Origin of the sequence: Spirosoma foliorum, assembly GCF_014117325.1 — a bacterium.
Taxonomy (GTDB): Bacteria; Bacteroidota; Bacteroidia; order Cytophagales; family Spirosomataceae; genus Spirosoma; species Spirosoma foliorum.
In genome coordinates, this window is record NZ_CP059732.1 from 3,395,175 (window position 1) to 3,413,685 (window position 18,511).

15 protein-coding genes are annotated in these 18,511 nt (G+C 44.9%); all 15 read left to right on the forward strand.

The genetic code is table 11. The annotated features are described in order from the left end of the window. Positions 1-292 precede the first annotated feature (292 nt). The 15 genes from H3H32_RS14215 (at position 293) to H3H32_RS14285 (ending at position 18,502) form a co-directional block, all read left to right on the forward strand. Positions 293-2,827, forward strand: coding sequence for a polysaccharide biosynthesis/export family protein (locus tag H3H32_RS14215; RefSeq protein ID WP_240543770.1), 2,535 nt, complete (start codon positions 293-295; stop codon positions 2,825-2,827). 13 nt (positions 2,828-2,840) lie between these two features. Further along, positions 2,841-3,953, forward strand: a complete 1,113-nt coding sequence (locus H3H32_RS14220; RefSeq protein ID WP_182463335.1) for a GumC domain-containing protein — start codon at positions 2,841-2,843, stop codon at positions 3,951-3,953. Between the two features lie 57 nt (positions 3,954-4,010). Further along, complete coding sequence (locus tag H3H32_RS14225; protein WP_182463336.1) at positions 4,011-4,850, forward strand: ABC transporter permease; 840 nt, start codon at positions 4,011-4,013, stop codon at positions 4,848-4,850. 102 nt (positions 4,851-4,952) lie between these two features. Continuing rightward, positions 4,953-6,206 carry an ABC transporter ATP-binding protein gene (locus H3H32_RS14230; protein WP_182463337.1) on the forward strand — a complete coding sequence of 418 codons (1,254 nt, stop codon included), beginning with the start codon at positions 4,953-4,955 and terminating at the stop codon, positions 6,204-6,206. Positions 6,207-6,340: 134 nt separating this feature from the next. Continuing rightward, positions 6,341-7,444 (forward strand): DegT/DnrJ/EryC1/StrS family aminotransferase, encoded by a 1,104-nt coding sequence (locus H3H32_RS14235; RefSeq protein WP_182463338.1) that lies wholly within the window; start codon positions 6,341-6,343, stop codon positions 7,442-7,444. A gap of 96 nt (positions 7,445-7,540) precedes the next feature. Continuing rightward, complete coding sequence (locus tag H3H32_RS14240) at positions 7,541-9,637, forward strand: glycosyltransferase family protein (RefSeq protein ID WP_182463339.1); 2,097 nt, start codon at positions 7,541-7,543, stop codon at positions 9,635-9,637. 3 nt (positions 9,638-9,640) lie between these two features. Next, complete coding sequence (locus tag H3H32_RS14245) at positions 9,641-10,339, forward strand: WbqC family protein (RefSeq protein ID WP_182463340.1); 699 nt, start codon at positions 9,641-9,643, stop codon at positions 10,337-10,339. 104 nt (positions 10,340-10,443) lie between these two features. Further along, complete coding sequence (locus H3H32_RS14250; protein ID WP_182463341.1) at positions 10,444-11,097, forward strand: acetyltransferase; 654 nt, start codon at positions 10,444-10,446, stop codon at positions 11,095-11,097. Positions 11,098-11,179: 82 nt separating this feature from the next. Then, complete coding sequence (locus H3H32_RS14255; RefSeq protein WP_182463342.1) at positions 11,180-12,379, forward strand: glycosyltransferase; 1,200 nt, start codon at positions 11,180-11,182, stop codon at positions 12,377-12,379. A 9-nt stretch (positions 12,380-12,388) separates the two neighbouring features. Then, on the forward strand, positions 12,389-13,492 hold the full coding sequence (locus tag H3H32_RS14260) for an acyltransferase family protein (RefSeq protein WP_240543771.1): 1,104 nt from the start codon (positions 12,389-12,391) through the stop codon (positions 13,490-13,492). Positions 13,493-13,534: 42 nt separating this feature from the next. Next, positions 13,535-14,581 (forward strand): glycosyltransferase family protein, encoded by a 1,047-nt coding sequence (locus H3H32_RS14265; protein ID WP_182463343.1) that lies wholly within the window; start codon positions 13,535-13,537, stop codon positions 14,579-14,581. 2 nt (positions 14,582-14,583) lie between these two features. Further along, a complete protein-coding gene (locus H3H32_RS14270; RefSeq protein WP_182463344.1) occupies positions 14,584-15,618 on the forward strand; it encodes a glycosyltransferase family 9 protein in 1,035 nt (344 codons plus the stop codon). Then, a complete protein-coding gene (locus H3H32_RS14275) occupies positions 15,615-16,442 on the forward strand; it encodes a DUF5672 family protein (protein WP_182463345.1) in 828 nt (275 codons plus the stop codon). Before H3H32_RS14270 ends, H3H32_RS14275 begins: the two co-directional genes overlap by 4 nt. Continuing rightward, complete coding sequence (locus tag H3H32_RS14280) at positions 16,439-17,461, forward strand: glycosyltransferase (RefSeq protein ID WP_182463346.1); 1,023 nt, start codon at positions 16,439-16,441, stop codon at positions 17,459-17,461. The genes H3H32_RS14275 and H3H32_RS14280 overlap by 4 nt, the downstream gene beginning before the upstream one ends. 18 nt (positions 17,462-17,479) lie before the next feature. Next, the gene (locus H3H32_RS14285) at positions 17,480-18,502 is read left to right on the forward strand and encodes a hypothetical protein (protein ID WP_182463347.1); all 1,023 of its coding nucleotides are present in this window, start codon (positions 17,480-17,482) and stop codon (positions 18,500-18,502) included. Positions 18,503-18,511 lie beyond the last annotated feature (9 nt).

An 18,511-nucleotide genomic window follows, 5' to 3' on the forward strand; every position in this document is an offset into this window, starting at 1 on the left:
GTAACTAATAGACTAGATCGGGAGGCTAAATAAGATACTCCCTAAAAACCAAACATCGGAAAAATTATACCCGGTATAGTTACAGGGATAAAAATTACCGCACAAGAGGAAACTATTTATAATCCAACAAAAGTTCGCTTACTTTGCCGGCTGAACTGTCCTGTGTACTACATAACCTATCGTTACGTTACTACAGGGATTCGCCCTTATCGTTTGCGAGCTGTTCGACATCTTAAAAATATGCAAAAACCAGCAATTATGCACGTCTTGCCACTATTTTTTTTTTCAACGTGTGGCAACCCGTTTACAACGTAAAAATCGTGTTATCCTAACCGCTCTGCTGGTATCCATAGCAGGCTTTACCACCCAGGCTCAGATTGCCCCATCGTCGGGAGCAGGGGCAACTCCCGCATCTGGATTACCAAGTAGCACGCCATCATCACTACCTGGCAGTAGCAAAGGAGGATTACCAGCAGGCGTCAATATCAACAATTTACCGGCTGGTGTTCAGCAGCAGATCAATAATCAACGAACAGGCCAGGGAGCAACCAATGGTCGAACCGCAACACCTGGAACAACCCAAACGCCAACAGGTGCTGATTTTTCGCAGCAAACGGACACCACTCAGCAAGGATTGACCGATAAGGAAATTGCGGCAGAAGGAGTTAAGCGCGCCCAGCTACGTGAGCAGGCCGAGCGACGCCAGAAACTATTTGGCTATTCGCTCTTTAACGACCCTGCAATGGCCACTACCTTTCAGCCAAACCTGAATATTGCTACTCCCCGGAACTATATTGTTGGACCAGGTGATGAACTGAATATTCAGATGTATGGCTACTCGGCTGGTGATTTTTCGCAGAAAGTATCGCCAGAAGGTTATGTTTATATTTCAGGTCAAAGTGGTATTGGACCAATTTTCGTATCTGGCTTAAGCGTCGATAAAGCGAAAGAACGTCTCATAAGCCGGATGTCGGCTAAGTTTGTGGGGCTACGCAACTCCTCATATGGAGCCCAAAATACATTCCTGGAGGTTTCATTAGGAAATATTCGTAGTATTCGGGTTACCGTAACTGGCGATGCAATACGGCCTGGCACTTATACTATGTCGGGTTTGTCGACAGTGATGAACGCTATTTATCAGGCAGGTGGGCCTAACGATGTTGGTTCATTCCGTAAAGTTCAACTCATTCGGAACAACCATATTTTGGCCACACTCGATCTCTATGATTATCTGTTAAATGGTACTCAACGCAATGATTTTCGTTTACAGGATAATGACAACATTCGATTTACAACCTATATTCAGCGGGTTGAAATCAATGGAGCGGTTAAACGATCAAATATTTTCGAAATGCTTCCGGGCGAAACTCTGGAACGGTTACTTTTCTATGCAGGCGACTTTACGTCAAACGCGTATAAAAGTCGGCTACAGGTAACCCGCCTAACCGATCGCGAACTAAAATTCCTGGATGTAACTGTTCCCGAATTTAAGACGTTTGTGATGCAGGACGGCGATATCGTGACTGTCGAACGATTACTCAATCGTTTTGAGAATAAACTAACTATTGAAGGGTCAGTTTATCGCCCTGGCGAATATTCGTTGGATAATAACCGTACACTAAAACAACTCATTGCCTCTGCCGAAGGGTTGAAAGGAGACGCCTTTACGGGTCGAATCAATATCCTGAGAACTCGTGAAGATTTGGCCATGGAAAACCTGGCTATAAACCTGGCCGCTATCATGGCTGGTACACAGGAAGATATCCCTCTCCAGCGCGAAGATCAGGTTATTATTCCATCACGTTTCGAGTTAGCTCAGGCAGCAACAATTTCAGTACAGGGTGAGGTAAACAGAATAGATACTGACTTGCCTTATATGGCTAATATGACGCTGAACGATGCACTAGTTCAAACGGGTGGTCTGAAAGAATCAGCAGCAGCATCGCTGGTTGAAGTTGTTCGTAGAAAAAAGGATGTTGACCCCCGCTCTCCATCTGCCCAGATTGCTACAATTTATCGGTTCAATGTCAACCGGGATTTGTCGATCAACTCCGACGAGAACAAAAACTTCACTTTAGAACCGTTCGACCAGATCATTGTTCGCCGATCGCCCAACTACGCCGTTCAAACCTACGCCACCGTTGCTGGCGAAGTAATATTACCCGGTGCGTACGCAATTATTAGTAAAGATCAGAAAATTTCGGATCTGGTTGCTCAGGCCGGCGGCCTCACGCCACAAGCTTATGTAGAAGGAGCAACATTGGTTCGTCCGGTAAAACTGAGTGCTGAAGAATTGCGTCGGAAGCAGCAGGCTATCGAAGACGTCGCTAATAGTGCGGCAAAATCTGTCGTTGAAACTGAAGTTATTTCGACGAACTCGGTTGAGTCCATTAATATTAATCTTAAGAAGATCCTTCAAAAACCAGGTTCGTCTGAAGATATTTTGCTTCAGGAAGGCGACACCTTACGCATTCCCAAGCTCCTCGAAACAGTACGTGTTGAAGGGGAAGTCCAGTTACCCAAAACAGTAAAATACCGGACTGGCCAGGGCTTCCGGGATTACATTTCAGAAACGGGTGGCTTTACCAGTAAATCGCAACGTCGGCGATCGTTTATCATGTATGCCAATGGCTCCGTCGATCGTACCCGCAAGTTTGTTTTCTTCAATGTGTATCCACGTGTTGAGCCAGGTGCTGAAATCATCGTTCCAAGAAAAACAAATGTGCCGCTGACCCCCCAACAGATATTATCGTCAACAGCAGGTACGATTTCATCGCTGTTAAGTGTAATCGGATTGATTATTGCTTTAAGCCGGGTGGGGAATTAATTTAAAGGAAACTATGACGCCTACAAATAAACCAGCTATAGATCCAAACGGCATCGTTACCCGGCCGTTACCTCCCGATCAGATTTCCCCCAAAGCAGTTGTCTTACGCCTTCTCCAGATAAAGAACGTATTTCGACGCAACTGGAAGTTACTTGTTATTCTGGTAGCAATAGGAGCACTGATTGGGTATATATATGATCTAATGCATAAAAGCCGAATCACCTACACGGGTTCGATTATGTTTAACCTCGGCGGAGGGTCATCGAGTGGTGGATTTGGTGAGTTAGGTCAATTAGCGGGAGCTTTCGGATTAAGTTCTGGCGCTCCTGATGCAAATATCTTTGTTGGAGATAACTTCTTAATCTATGCTCAGTCTCGGCCAGTTGTTGAGAAAACCCTGATGCAGCATGATACCATTAATAACAAAGACACGCTACTGGTCAATTATTACATTCGCCATAGTGGTATTCGCGATAAAGAATGGGAAGAAAATGATTCTTTAAGAGCTTTTTATTTTAAAAGAGCAAAAAAGCCGGAAGAGTATACAAAAATGGAGCAGTTGGCAATGGCCGACATTTATACGCGGATCAAAGGTGAAATAGCGATAAAACAGCCAGAACGCAAATCGTCATTTATGGAGTTGAGCTGCTTTATGGAAGATGAGCTACTGACGGCAACTTTTCTGTCTCGCCACCTCAAAACGATTGAAGAAGATTATCAGCGGAAGCAAACCAAAAAAACCCGCGAAATGTATGACCTGCTTAATGAACGTTCTGATTCGCTGGCCAGGATTTTAAGTGGTACCGAAAACCAGTTGGCCCAGTTCATGGATCAGAATCAGCAGGTAGTGGTAGCGCAGGCTCGTATAAAGGAGAATAAGTTGACTCGCAATTCAACCTTCCTAACTACCTTGTATTATCAGGCTTTACAACAGGCCGATAACATGCGTCTGTCACTTATTCGGGAAACACCCTTGTTCACAATTATTGAGCCTGTATCATTGCCTTTATTCCGGGAAGTACTTAATACAAAGGGATTGCAGATTGGAACAGCGCTTTCGTTTATTTTAGCGATTATCGTCATTTTCATCCGAGAGACATATCGGTCTATCATGAAGGAAGAATAAACAGTTATGGATTAACTGGACAAGTAAACGATCCTGTTATTAATCGACTAACTTATTTTGAAAACTCACGAAGTAATTATTCAACCGGGTCGCTCAGAGCGGCATTACTGGCGAGACCTCTGGCGCAATCGGGAACTGATGTATATTCTGTCTATGCGCGACGTGTCTGTTCGGTATAAGCAGACAGCATTAGGCACTGCCTGGGGGCTTATTCGCCCCCTGACAACCATGCTGATTATGGTGTTCGTCTTCAGTAAAATTGCCAAACTGCCAGCCGATCCAGGTGTCCCCTACCCCCTCATGGTACTAGGTGGTATTACGGTATGGACATTTTTTTCAACGGCTTTTACCCAAATAAGTAACAGCGTAACGCTGAATTCTAACCTGGTTACGAAAGTCTATTTTCCACGCCTTATTATGCCGATCAGTTCGATCGCCGTTAGTTTTGTCGACTTTTTGGTTTCACTGGGGTTATTTATTCTGTTAGCCATTTGGTATCGGTTTATACCCGACTGGCATTTGCTTTTACTACCTGCGTTTATCGTACTAGCGTTGCTGGCATCGTTTGCCTTTGGGCTTTTCTTTGCCGCCGTTAATGTCAAATTCCGCGATATAGGCCAGCTTATTCCGTTCATTGTTCAAGTTGGTTTTTACATTTGCCCGATTGCATACAGCAGCCGACTAGTTGCCGAAAAAGCCAACGAATGGTGGGCACCTTTTTACTGGTTTAATCCGATGGTTGGTATCATCGACGGTTTTCGTTGGTCGCTGCTCGGTGAAAGGGCCTACTTTGATCTTCATAGTTTACTCCTGTCTATTGGTATAGTAACAGTCTGTTTAATTCTGTCTCTATACTTTTTTCGGAAACGGGAGAATACTTTTGTAGATGATATATAAGAATTACGAATTGCGAAGTACGAATTACGACGTATCACAGTTGTAACTTGTAGCGCTTCCCCAGCGAATTCGTGCATCGTAAATCACACATCGTAAATCACTATGTCTGTTATCACTGTCGAAAATATAAGTAAGCAATACATCATTGACCACAAACGGGGCAAGGGTAGCAATACGCTACGCGATGTTCTGACGGAAAATTTCCGGTCGATGTTTGGTAAGAAGGCTAAGAATGCCACTACTCATGAAGAGTTCTGGGCTTTACGCGGCGTCAACTTTTCGATTGAACAGGGCGATCGGGTAGGTCTCGTTGGGCATAATGGAGCCGGAAAATCAACGATGCTCAAGATCTTGAGCAAGATTATCCAACCAACTACAGGAACAGTACGTATTCGGGGACGGGTAGCCAGTTTGCTCGAAGTAGGAACCGGTTTCCACCCAGAACTGACGGGCCGGGAAAACATCTTTTTAAATGGTTCGCTGCTCGGAATGAGTCGTAGCGAAATCAAGAAACAGTTCGACGAAATCGTGGCTTTCGCTGGAGTTGAAAAATTCCTGGACACTCCCGTAAAGCGATACTCGTCAGGCATGTACGTTCGGCTTGGGTTTGCCATATCGGCTCACCTCGATCCCGAAATCATGATTGTTGATGAGGTCCTGGCGGTAGGTGATGCGGAATTCCAGAAAAAAAGTTTGGGTAAAATGCGGGATAACTCGGCCAGTGGTCGAACGGTTATCTTTGTTAGTCATAACTTAACCGCCGTACAAGCCCTTTGCAATAAGACCTTTTATTTTGAAAAAGGCCGTTTGATTGAACAGGGCGAGACGAACCAAGTTATTGCCTCTTACCTGAGTAAGGTTTCGAAAACACGATTACGCCGTCAGTGGGATACGCCCGAAGAAGGTCCAGGCAATGATCTGGTCCGTGTACGACGGATTGAGTTGATTCCAGACTATCAGGATGACCTGACCCATATCGACGTTCGAACCTCCATGACGTTTCAGTTTGAATTCTGGAATCAAATGGACCATGCCAACCTGAATTTAAGTCTGCACCTTAATTCGCTTACGGGTGAGTGTATTTTTAATATCGGTACACTATCACAACCGTATGGCAAAGGATTGATTGCTGCCGAATGTACCATTCCAGGTTATTTCCTCAACGATGGTTCATATACCATTTCCATAATGATCGTTAAGGATACGGTTACACCACTTTATGTTATGGAAGAAGGCATTACCTTTGATGTTGAGGATTATCGCGAAGGAATTGCCTGGTACGGAAAATGGCCAGGCTATGTTCGACCGCAATTTCCTTTTCATACCAAAATGCTGGAACCCGTTGTTAGTGAGTAGTTAACAGGTATCAGTCATCGATCAAGAATCATGATTTACTGGTGTACAATCACTAGTTAACCTCATGATTCGTAAACGATTATGAACTGAAACTGTCAACTATCTACTAGTGGCCATTCACTGATTCCTGACGAATGATTAACGTAACCAAATCATACCTGCCCGATCTTGAGGATTATGTAACCCTTTTAAGAGGTGTCTGGGAACGCGTTCACCTAACAAATGACGGACCCTTACTGCGCGACTTAGAGGATCAACTAAAAGAGTACCTGGGCGTTAAGCACCTGAAATTCTGTACCAATGGCACCATTGTTCTCCAGATGGCACTCAAGGTACTGGATATCAAAAAAGAGGTGATTACCACTCCTTTCTCCTACGTTGCAACCACCAACGCGCTATTGTGGGAAGGCTGTACGCCTATTTTTGCTGATATTCGTCCAGACGATTTCAATATTGATCCGGCCAAAATCGAATCCCTGATTACCGAGAATACAGAGGCTATTATGGCTACGCATGTATATGGGAATGCTTGTCAGATCGAGCAGATTCAGGCGATAGCAGAGAAACATAATCTGAAAGTTATTTACGACGCAGCGCATACCTTTGGAGCTACGTATAAAGGAAATTCAATTCTCAGCTATGGGGATATCAGTACCTGTAGTTTCCACGCTACGAAAGTATTTCATACTGTTGAGGGTGGTTGTATTGTAACGAATGACGATGTCCTGGCAGAGAAATTACATCACTACCGTTCGTTTGGTCATAAGAACGACACGTATTTTGGGTTAGGCATTAATGCCAAAAACTCGGAATTCCATGCGGCAATGGGTTTGTGCGTGCTACCAAAAGTACCCGATCTGATTGCGGCCCGTAAAGAACGGTTCGGCTACTACGATAGTCAGCTTGATTTTAGCCGGATTACGCGCCCTTCCCTTACACCTGGCATAGAGTATAATTATGCCTATTATCCGATTGTATTCGATTCGGAAGAAACGCTTTTGCGCGTAATGGAGACGCTAATATCTCAGAATATCGTACCTCGGCGCTATTTCTACCCTTCCTTAAATACATTGCCTTTTGCACTTACTTCAGGCGAAGCACAGCCTTGTCCGGTATCGGAGGATGTTGCACTCCGGGTGTTATGTTTACCCATGTACCCTGATTTAGCTAAAGAAGATATCGACCGTATTGCCACTATCGTCAACGAAGCCGTGCTTGCGGTCAACGAAGATGCCTAATCCATTAGCTGCCTGACAATTAGCCAATCAGATCAATGGTTGCGCTTGCTGGCAGGCAACTTTGTTTAATGCTGCTAGTACGGTTTGTTGTACCTTATGATCTTAGTCTATCTCCTTTCGCTTTTTCTGTTTATTTACTATGTCGGCCAGTTATCGACACGTATTTCTCGGCGGTCACTGACGGAGTGGTGGCTAACCACTTTCCTTCTGGGAGCTGGCAGCGTTATTCTAACTGGTTTTATCCTTTCCGCTTTGTACCTGACGGCCAACACATTGGTTTGGGCTGGTTCGGTGTTCGTTACCGCTACTGTTGTTGGAGGTTTGTTGAGCCGATTGATTGATCAGGAACGTTTTTCGGTAATCCCCCTTATTCAAGAGCGCTGGCAAACCGGCCGAGAATGGTTCAGTGGATTATCCGGCTATTCTCGCTTTTTGTTTTCTATACTCTTCGGAACGCTCCTCCTCATTGGAGTTACCAATCTTCTATTGGTTCTGTTCACAGTTCCGAATGAGTGGGACAGCATGACCGGCCATTTAAACCGGGTAATGCAATACGTACAACGAGGTACGATGCGTCATTTTGGTGGTACAAACTGGAATATCGATACGTACCCAAAGAGTGTTTGTACACTTCAGATCTATTCATTTCTGATAACAGGCCACTTCGAAAACGGCTTCAAATTCATTCACCACCTAAGTTATTGGACAGCTATCGTTGCCGTATTTGGTATTGTGCAACGCATCGGTCAAAATCAATTATCAGCTAGCTTTTTCTGTGCGTTAGCATACGCCCTGCTTCCCGATTTTTTAATGCAGTCGATCACAACCGAAACGGATATTGTCTTGACAGCTTATCTGAGTGTGTTGTTGTATATGCTGTTCAGTTATCGGACGAGTGGAACCCGGCAGGTTGGCACTCCGCCACAGCCCGATAGCCGCTATTTGTATTTAGCCGGTATAGCGTTCGGTATTGCTTATGGCCATAAGATTACGTTTACCTTACTATTGCCTTCGGTGTTTGTTATCATGATTTACACCGTTTTGATGTCCGGGCCGCGTTCGGTGCCATTCTGGGCCATTATATTTGGACGAACCTGGCGACTGGCAGTGGCAATTTTAATTGGGTTTTGCATATGGACTTTGCCAACAGGCTATTTGAAGAACGTTGAAGTTTTTGGTCATCCCATTGGCCCGCCAACTGCGCTCAAACACCAGTCTGTTGAGCGAGCGGGTTCCTTATCGAATTTGCTGGAGCAAGGTAGCCGAAATGTAATTCGGTATGGCTATGATCATGTCAATCTGGACGGCATCCGAAATCTCGCCATCGGCGCCGAAGTCAATCATGCTATGCGCCAGCCCCTTGTCGTCCTGGAAAATAAATTACACATGCGGCTGGACGAAGAAACTGATTTCTCTATCCAGCCCTTCGCCTTCGATCGGAAGTTTGTATTCTACAATGCCAATCCATATTGGGGCATCTTTGGGTTTGGGCTTATTTTTCCGTTACTCATTCTGGTATTAATTGGTTTCGTACGCTCAACACCTCATTTTTTCCTGGGTATAGCGTTGCTACTTCATTTTGCCGCTCTCTCCTACTCCGCCCCCTATGATCCATTTAAAGGGCGTTATTTTATCGAAACTGGTTTATTCGGTATTACCTTTCTGGCGCTCTTATTTCTACATCCACGAACAACGGTCAATACGCCGGGCCGAGTGATCTGGAAAAGTTACGTTGGTCTGGTAACGGTAGTAGGCTGTCTTTCGGCTCTATTAGCTATATTTCTCAATACCCGAGCGTTGCCATTTGCCTGGACAGCGCCAGATGGGACGTCGTTTTCCTCAGCCTTCCAATCCGACAGAATCCGTCAAATGACTCTGGGGCGGCCTGACACCTATGTTCCTTACAAACGTTTCGATGAGTTAGTCCCCGACAGTGCTACGGTTGCCTTAGCCACCATCAACGACGATTACGAGTATCCACTTTATGGCCCGCATTTATCCCGACGACTTATTGCCATCAATCCGTTTGAAAAGGGTCTGAAGCCAATCCCGAAAGAGGCAGATTATCTCTTTTTTGATAAAAGTGTGATAAAACCTCAACCCGGCGATTTACGCTTAGGCACCGACACCACCATGCGGGCCAATGTAATTGTACCTGCAGAGGACTATTATTTGCGAAAACTCAAAAAATAAGTTATGACGCTTGCCATCATGCAACCTTATTTTCTGCCCTACATCGGCTACATGCAGCTCATGAGCGCTGTTGATACATTTGTGTTGTACGATGATGTAGCGTTTATAAACCGAGGTTGGATAAACCGGAATCGGTTACTTATAAACGGGCAGGAATACCTGTTTACCGTTCCATTGAAAGATGCCAGCCAGAATAAACGCATTAATGAAGTGCATCTGGCCGACGATCCGAAGTGGCGTAGTAAGTTGTTAAAAACGATTGAACAGGGTTATCGGAAAGCGCCCTATTATCAAACGGTGATGCCGCTAACCGAAAAAATTATCAATTTTACCACCGATTCAATTGCTGATCTGGTCCATTTTAGCCTGGTTGAACTGAATCAGTATTTGGGTCTAACGACTCGCCTGGTACAATCATCTACGATCTATGCTAATGAGGACATGAAAGCCCAGGCGCGTATACTGGACATTTGTCGGCAGGAAAACGCACAGCGTTATATTAATCCAATTGGCGGAACCGAGTTGTACGACAAACCGACGTTTGATCAGGCAGGTATCCAATTGAATTTTATTAAGTCTAATCGGGTCGAGTATCCTCAATTCAAAAACGAATTTGTTCCCTGGTTATCCATCATCGATGTATTCATGTTTAACGACATCGCCACAGTAAGGACGATGTTGACTGAGTATGAATTAGTATAACGACGAATCTTAATTGTGAATGAGCGAATGAGTGAATGAGTGAATAATTTACGTATAAGTCTATATTCACTCATTCGCTCATTCACTCATTCGCTCATTAAACTATGGCAAAAGTTATCATTTTCGGGGTAATGGATACGGCTGAACTGGCCCACTTCTACCTTACGCACGATTCGGAACACGAAGTAGTGGCTTTTACGGTTAGCCGGGAATACATGAACGGCACTGAATTCCAGGGATTGCCGTTGGTGGCGTTTGAGGAGATAGAAACACTGTTTTCGCCGAAGGAATACAAATTTTTCGCGCCTATGACGGGTCGGAACATGAACCGGAATCGCGAACGAATTTACCTCGAAGCCAAAGCGAAAGGATACGAATTCATTTCCTATATCAGTTCAAAGGCAACACTCTTCGGGAATCAGATTGGCGAAAATTGCTTCATTCTGGAAGATAATACCATTCAGCCGTTCACCACGATTGGCAACAATGTTGTTCTTTGGAGCGGTAACCACATTGGCCATCATGGACAAATCAAGGATCACGTTTTCTTTACATCACACGTGGTAATGTCAGGGCATTGTGTGATCGAACCTTACTGCTTTTTTGGCGTCAATAGTACCATTCGCGATTACCTACATGTTGCAACCGGCACTCTTTTAGCAATGGCAGCCGCCATTTATAAAGACACCGAAGAATGGGGTATGTACCTGGGCAATCCGGCAAAAAAACTCCCCAAACCAAGTTACGAAGCCTATTGATAGCGGTACGAGTTACGAAGTACGAATTACGATTTATGAACTCGTGATTTTACAATCGTAATTCGTACTTCGTAAATCGTACATGCATATACTTCTTATTGGCCACGATGCCAATCGCGCCGGTGCGCCACTTGTTCTGCTTAATATAATGCGTTTGCTAAAGGCTGAGGGCCTGCAAATGCATCTGTTACTTGGCGAAGGTGGCCCAATCTTAGCTGATTATCAGGCTATCTGCCCCGTAACAATCTGGCCTGCTCCCAAGCCCTATGTCCTGAACGCACTGGCAGATAAAGTGTTGGGCAAGCTCGGTCTATGGCAGCAGTTTCATGATCGGCAACAAGAAGCCCGACAGCGTGAAATACAGACACAATTAGCTCTGGAATCCATTGATCTGGTGTTGGTTAACACCGTTGCCAGTAGTCACTTGTTCAGTCAGTTAGCAATTCCAGATAAAACACCGGTTGTCACATTCGTACACGAACTGGCGATGTCGGTCAGGATTTATTCGAAGCCCGACGAACTGGCTCATCTGCTAAAGCGAACAACTCATTTACTGGCTGTTTCGCGAGCAACGGCTCTCTATTATGAGCAAGAACATGGCTTCGATTCAGCCCGTATAAGCCTTTATACACTCATTGATACGCCTGTACTGGCGCGAAATGTTCAACAAGCGCGCGATCAACCAGGTTTGTATTCCGCCTTGGGTCTGCCTGCAGATGCGTTGATAGTGGGGGGATGCGGAAATGCAGAGTGGCGAAAAGGAAATGATTTATTTATCTCGCTGGCTCGGCAAGTAATTGGCCGGACGCAGGCAGCAGTAACTGACTGTGGTCTGCATTTTGTTTGGGTTGGCATGCCCCCCGGTTCACTGCACGATGATTTACTGCTGGATATTCAAAAAGCTGGCCTTACTAATCAGGTTCATTTAATTCCGCCCACGCCCGATGTGTTGCGCTACATGAGCCGGTTCGATGTATTTGTCCTTTGTTCCCGCGAAGACCCTTACCCGTTAGTTGTTTTTGAAGCTGGTTTATGTGGCATTCCGGTTGTCTGCTTCGAGGGCGCTGGAGGTTCTCCCGAACTGGTTGAAGACGATGGCGGCTTTATTGTTCCTTACCTTGACCTCGACACGATGAGCAGTCAAGTAGTAGCGTTACTTCAACAGCCTGATCTTCGTCATAAGCTAGGACATCGACTCGGTCAAAAGATACTGGAACGTCACCCTGCGAAGCAGAGTGTTGAAACTCTCGTAACTTTGTTCAATCAACTGACTATTAAATAGACTATTTGAATGGCAATACGTCCCTCTGGCTATATGCCCCAATTAGATTCGCTACGGACGTTTGCGGTTATGCTAGTGATTATTTATCACTGGTTTCCAACGGGCGAAGGCATCAATCGATTGCCCAACGGCTCGATAGGTGTTGTGATTTTTTTTGTCCTTAGTGGCTTTCTCATCACCCGAATTCTTCTCCAAAGCAGAGACCTGATTCAGCTGGGCGAGTATTCATTTAAGAATACCTATCGCAATTTTTTCATTCGACGCATCCTTCGTCTTTTACCGCTCTATTACCTGGCTATTACCTTCGTCTGGCTAGTACTTCCCGACGCTTCGGATATTGATGAACACCCTTTAGTCTATTATTTATACGGATACAATTTCCTGCTTAACAAAACCGGAAATTGGGCTGATATATTATCTCCTTTCTGGACGCTGGCGGTCGAGGAGCAACTGTACCTCATTTGGCCCTGCATCGTCTTATTAGTTCCAAAAAACTACTTTCGCTGGGCTATTTTGGCCATGATTGTGTTGGGGATAGCTTCACGCGCTTACGGGTATACGCAAGGGAGTCTTGATGGCGTTCTGACGCCTGCCTGTTTAGATACGTTTGGGATAGGTGCTTTGTGGGCTTACGTGGTTGTTGATCATCCCAACTCAATCGATTCCTTTCTGAAAAAATTAACCATTGCCGCCGGATTAGCACTCCTTGGTTTCGTGGGTTTACTTTTCTTACCCAATGATCATTTATTAGCCGTTTTGTTCCAACGAACACTCATCTCGATACTTGCTCTATTTATCATTGCCCGAGCAAGCCTGGGTTTCAAAGGTCTGGTTGGGCAGGTACTTAATAGCTCTGTTCTTCAGTATTTTGGACGAATCAGCTACGGGCTTTATGTATTTCATATGCTTGTTCCGTCTTATGGCATGAAGATACTATTCGCTATTAGTAATCGCATCCACCTCTCCTTGACTTTAGGGTATTGGTCACATCGTTTTGTAAGTTTGTTATTGCTGCTGGTAGTAGCATCGCTTTCCTGGTATCTGTTTGAGAAACCTTTGCAAAACCTAAAGCGTCATTTTATTCAGAAAAGAACGAGTGAATTAGTGAGTTAGGCAATCCTATTTACTCAACTGCATTACCGACCAACTACGTTTATGACGCTTGCATTTACAATCTGTTCAATCAATTATCTGGCTCAGGCCCGAACCTTAGGCGATTCGCTTCGGCAAACCAATCCTGATTACCAGTATATAATTGGCCTGGTCGATAAATTGAGTGAAGCCAATTTACCGGCGGAGTTGATGCCTGTTTATCCCATGCTTGAAGTTGACAAGATCGGGATTCCTGACTTTGCCGCCATGTGCGACCGTTATGATATAACGGAACTCAATACGGCTGTCAAGCCATTTTTTATTGATTATCTCTATAATGCATATCCTGACGCCACCGAGGTTATTTATTTTGACCCCGATATTATTGTTTTCAAACCACTGGAACAGCTTAACAAAGCCTTAAAAACATATAGCTTAGTTTTAACTCCCCATACCTGTTCGCCCACGCCCGATTGGGAGCGCCCTAACGAGCAACACCACCTAAATACAGGTATTTTCAACCTTGGCTTTATTGGCTTACGCAACGATGCTACTGCACGCAGCTTCGTTAACTGGTGGAAAGATCGGCTCGTGTATGAATGCCGAATTGACTTGTGCGCAGGCCTTTTCGTAGATCAGCACTGGGTAAATTTTGCGCCGGTTTATTACGACAATGTCTTAATCGACCAACACAAAGGTTACAATGTAGCTTACTGGAATCTGCATGAACGCTATCTATCGCAAAATGATGCGGGTCAATGGCAGGTGACTAGCCTTAATGATACTGTATATCAGAACGACGAGCTTAACGTAGTAGAGCCGCTACAATTTTTCCACTATAGTGGCTATAACCCCGAGCGGCCGAATGAGATTTCTAAATATCAGACCCGGTATGTCTTTGCCGATTCGGGTCAGCAAAAAAAGGAACGGCCTGATACAAAACCCTTATTCGATTTGTATCGAGAACGGCTTTTGGCGAATCATAATGATCAATATCGACAATATCCTTGCGTTTATATTAAGCCTCCCGTAGTTCTTCGCTATCTTCGAGTTCGCAAATTGCTAAAAACACCTTTTAATCGAGCGATTGCGCTGTTAGAATCTCGTTAAGTATGGCAGATTGGTCACGTATCCAGCAACTCTGGACGTATCGCTTTCACAAGTACACCCACATCATCGGGAAGTTCTGGTCAGCTGCCATTAAGTATGAGCAGTTGCGTCGGCTCAAACAGAAGTTGGGATCTCGGCAGTTGGTTGTTATTATCCTTTCGGAGCAAATGGGCGACATTATTGCCTGTGAACCCGTTGCCCGTGAAGTTCGTCGGCTTCATCCTGATGATCATATTATCTGGATGGTGCGCAAACCGTACGCAGAATTAGTAAGCCACCACCCGGATCTGGATGGTTTTCTGATTGAAAAATGCCCCGGTGAACGAGTACGGCTACTGCGATCAGGTATTTTCGATAAAGTGTATAACATGCACATCTCACACAGAAAGTGCAAATACTGCCTCGAAGACCCGATTAATCCAATTTCTGATGGTATTGGCCTAAATTTTGATAATTACTACGATCGGGGTGATCTATTGTACATGTTTTCACAGGCGGCTGGCTTACCGGCCATCACTGCCGATCCAAAGATGTACATCCCGAAATCTGTTCAGGAAAAGGTACAGTCGTTGAATTTACTGCCCGGTCCGATTGTCATTCATTGCCAGTCGAGCCATATCATGCGCGACTGGCCTGCCGCAAATTGGACTAAACTTGTGAAGTGGCTACTAGCGACTTATCCTTATCCAATCATTGAAATTGGCTTAACTCCGACTGTAACTGAAGAACACCCACAGTTTCGAAACTTATGCGGCCAGTTGAGCTTGCTCGAAACGGCTGAAGTAATCCGACAGGCTCGCCTGTTTATAGGTATTGACAGTGGCCCCGCTCATATGGCAAATGCTATGGAAACAGAGGGCATTATTTTACTAGGCAAGCTGTTCGACTTTGTCGATTATCTGCCTTATTCTGGTCGTTTCAAACGGGGAGAAGGGGTAACCATTCTTAACGATTATGGCCATCCATGTGCCGAGCTACCTTATAGCTGGGTTCAGGATGCTGTTCAGGAACGATTAGGCCAACCCAAATTTGTATGAAGTCGTCGAATAAAGTTAGTGTAAATGTGGTTTTACCTATTTACAAACCACAGCTTACTGATTATGAGCGCATCTCATTGACCCAATGCTTACGGGTATTGGGTAATTACCCAATTTGGCTAGCTACTCCGCATTCATTGGATATTTCGGCTTACCGGGAACTAGAGCCGTCGTTGCAGGCCCGGACATTCGATGAAAGTTATTTCACCGATATCCAGGGTTATAATCGACTCATGCTATCTGCCGACTTTTATCAAGCCTTTGATGACCAGGAGTATCTACTAATTTATCAATTGGATGCTTTTGTATTTCAGGATGATCTGGCCTATTGGTGTCAGCAAAACTACGATTATATAGGAGCCCCCTGGTTGCGTGACCGAGACTTTACGGGTATTGGTGACTACATCTGGTTTAGCATTAAACAGCAGATAGCGACCTGGTTTAATCTCAAAAAAGAAGATGGTATAACCCCTCGGGAAATTATTAATCTGAACGGCGTTGGCTGTGGTGGTTTCTCACTTCGACGAGTACCAGCGATGTTACGTTGTCTGGAGCCCTTTAAGGATAAAATTGCTGAGTACAACCGCATTGATCTGCACCATTATCACGAAGATGTTTTCTGGGGTATTGAAGTAAATCGTCACTGGCCTCGACTACGTATTCCTAAATACAGAAAGGCCTTACATTTTGCTATTGAGTTTTTTCCGAAATGGGCTGTTGAACATTATAATCAAGGGCGTTTACCATTCGGTTGTCATGCATGGAATATCCATGGAACAGAGTACTGGCGTCCTATTTTCGCCCAATACGGTTACAAAATATGACTACATCTGCGCAACCAACAATCTCCATTGCCCTTTGTACCTACAATGGTATGGCCTACTTGCCAACTCAATGGGAAAGTTTGCTTAATCAACAACTGTTACCCAACGAAGTTGTCATTTCTGACGACCGTTCAACGGATGGCACCGGCAGTTTACTTGAGCAATTTGCTGCAGAGGCCCCTTTCTCTGTGCGTATTTTAGGGAATCAAACTCGTTTGGGCTACAATAAAAATTTTGAACGAGCCCTGGCGGCCTGCACTTGCGATTTAATTTTTATCTGTGATCAGGATGATTTCTGGCTACCCGAAAAAATCCGCACAATGACTCAATACATGATTGATCATCCTGATGTCCAGGTCACTTTTTGTGACGCCTGGGTAACGGACGAAAATCTTGAAGGACGTCAGAATCGGTTTTGGGAAGCCGTTCTTTTCGACAAAGAAACTCAGGAACGATGGAAAGCAGGTGAAACAATGGATGTATTGTTGGATGGAAACCGTATGATGGGTTGTGCCAGCGTGATTCGTCGGACATTTTTGCCCACTGTATTACCAATTCCAGGAAAAATTCCGGGTTATATTTATGATGGTTGGATTGCATTAGTAGCTGCTACCCAGAACGTAATTAATTTCATCGATCAACCACTACAGCTTTACCGTACCCACGTTCAACAACAAGTGGGCGTACGTCCGCAAGAAGTTGGCGCTCGAATACGGTTACGGGATCGCCTAACTCGCCACCGAAACCGAAAACTTGCTCCGCTACTCACAAAACAGGTTCAACTAAGCACGATTAATGACTTGTTGACCAAACGAGTTCCTGCAAATTCACCAGGTCTACCTCAACTCCGACAGCGCCTGGCTCATTTCAGCCTGCGGAGTAATTTAGCACCAAATCGACTAAAACGTATCGTGCCTGTACTCACTAATTTGGTCAAAGGCAATTACCGGCGCTATGCCGATCCTGCAGCCAATTGGTATGCTCCTTTATTAGCCGTTTTGGGCGATATACTCGAATAATGTAGTTTTGCGCCTACTGTGCTACTAACAATCTGTACAATCCGTCAATTACCGCAGGCACTTGCGCTGGGCGATACCTTAAATCAATTCACCGCAACTGGCCAAACTGAATCAATTCTGATTGGTTTAGCCGACGATCCTGCTCATCTTCCACCTGGTTTTGTATCCGCTTATCCGATACTGCCAATTGGGGAGCTATTGCCAACCGAACAGCTGGTTGCTTTGTCGGCAAAATACACGCCGACGGAGTTTGCGGCAGCCTGCAAACCGTTGTTTATCGCTGAAGCCTTTCGACGCTACCCAGCTATAGATAAACTTATATATGCCGACCCAAACATTCATTTTTTGAGTTCACTAGCTCCAGTTCTGGATAGGCTCGATACAGCTGATATCTTATTAATCCCATTTATCACAAAAAATCTGGTCAATGGGCCAACAGACAAGGCTTGGCCAGATGAAAAGTTTTTCCAAAATATTGGGCTTTATAGTTCCGATTTTTTGGCATTCCGCCGATCAGCCGAAACCGATCGTTTATTAGCCTGGTGGGATAACCGAGTGCGAGAACGGGCTTTTATCAATTATTGTGAAGGACTTTGTCTCGATCAGATTTGGCTAATGCACGTGCCGGTTATGTTCCAGGAAGTGGCTATTGTAAAAAATCCAGGCTGGCACATCGGACTCTGGAATCTGCACGAGCGATCGATTCAACAACAGTCTGGCAACTGGCAGGCGAGCGGCCCTGGTGGCTTGAAAGAGCCAGTGCTGTTTGTTAATTTCAAAGGCATTCTGAATCCTAACGAAGGCTTTTTCCCCTACCAGAATCGTGTACGCATTTCTGAGAAGCCTGAACTAATGACGTTATTAGCCAATTATCGCCAGGTTATTGCTCGCCACCAAACCTTACCGTTCGCAGCTATTAATCCAGCCTATGGCCAACAACATGAACCACCGATTGTACGGGGCTGGCGGTATGCCACCATTAAATCCATGAAGGCCGTTACCAGCTTTCTTGATCGTGTGCAGATCCCTGTCATCAACTAAAGGCCGAAA

Coding starts and splice junctions, on each gene's coding strand:
- H3H32_RS14280 (WP_182463346.1), top strand. CDS start 16,439: ATGACTACATCTGCGCAACCAACAATCTCCATTGCCCTTTGTACCTAC.
- H3H32_RS14235 (WP_182463338.1), top strand. CDS start 6,341: ATGATTAACGTAACCAAATCATACCTGCCCGATCTTGAGGATTATGTA.
- H3H32_RS14220 (WP_182463335.1), top strand. CDS start 2,841: ATGACGCCTACAAATAAACCAGCTATAGATCCAAACGGCATCGTTACC.
- H3H32_RS14245 (WP_182463340.1), top strand. CDS start 9,641: ATGACGCTTGCCATCATGCAACCTTATTTTCTGCCCTACATCGGCTAC.
- H3H32_RS14265 (WP_182463343.1), top strand. CDS start 13,535: ATGACGCTTGCATTTACAATCTGTTCAATCAATTATCTGGCTCAGGCC.
- H3H32_RS14255 (WP_182463342.1), top strand. CDS start 11,180: ATGCATATACTTCTTATTGGCCACGATGCCAATCGCGCCGGTGCGCCA.
- H3H32_RS14260 (WP_240543771.1), top strand. CDS start 12,389: ATGGCAATACGTCCCTCTGGCTATATGCCCCAATTAGATTCGCTACGG.
- H3H32_RS14250 (WP_182463341.1), top strand. CDS start 10,444: ATGGCAAAAGTTATCATTTTCGGGGTAATGGATACGGCTGAACTGGCC.
- H3H32_RS14270 (WP_182463344.1), top strand. CDS start 14,584: ATGGCAGATTGGTCACGTATCCAGCAACTCTGGACGTATCGCTTTCAC.
- H3H32_RS14275 (WP_182463345.1), top strand. CDS start 15,615: ATGAAGTCGTCGAATAAAGTTAGTGTAAATGTGGTTTTACCTATTTAC.
- H3H32_RS14240 (WP_182463339.1), top strand. CDS start 7,541: ATGATCTTAGTCTATCTCCTTTCGCTTTTTCTGTTTATTTACTATGTC.
- H3H32_RS14230 (WP_182463337.1), top strand. CDS start 4,953: ATGTCTGTTATCACTGTCGAAAATATAAGTAAGCAATACATCATTGAC.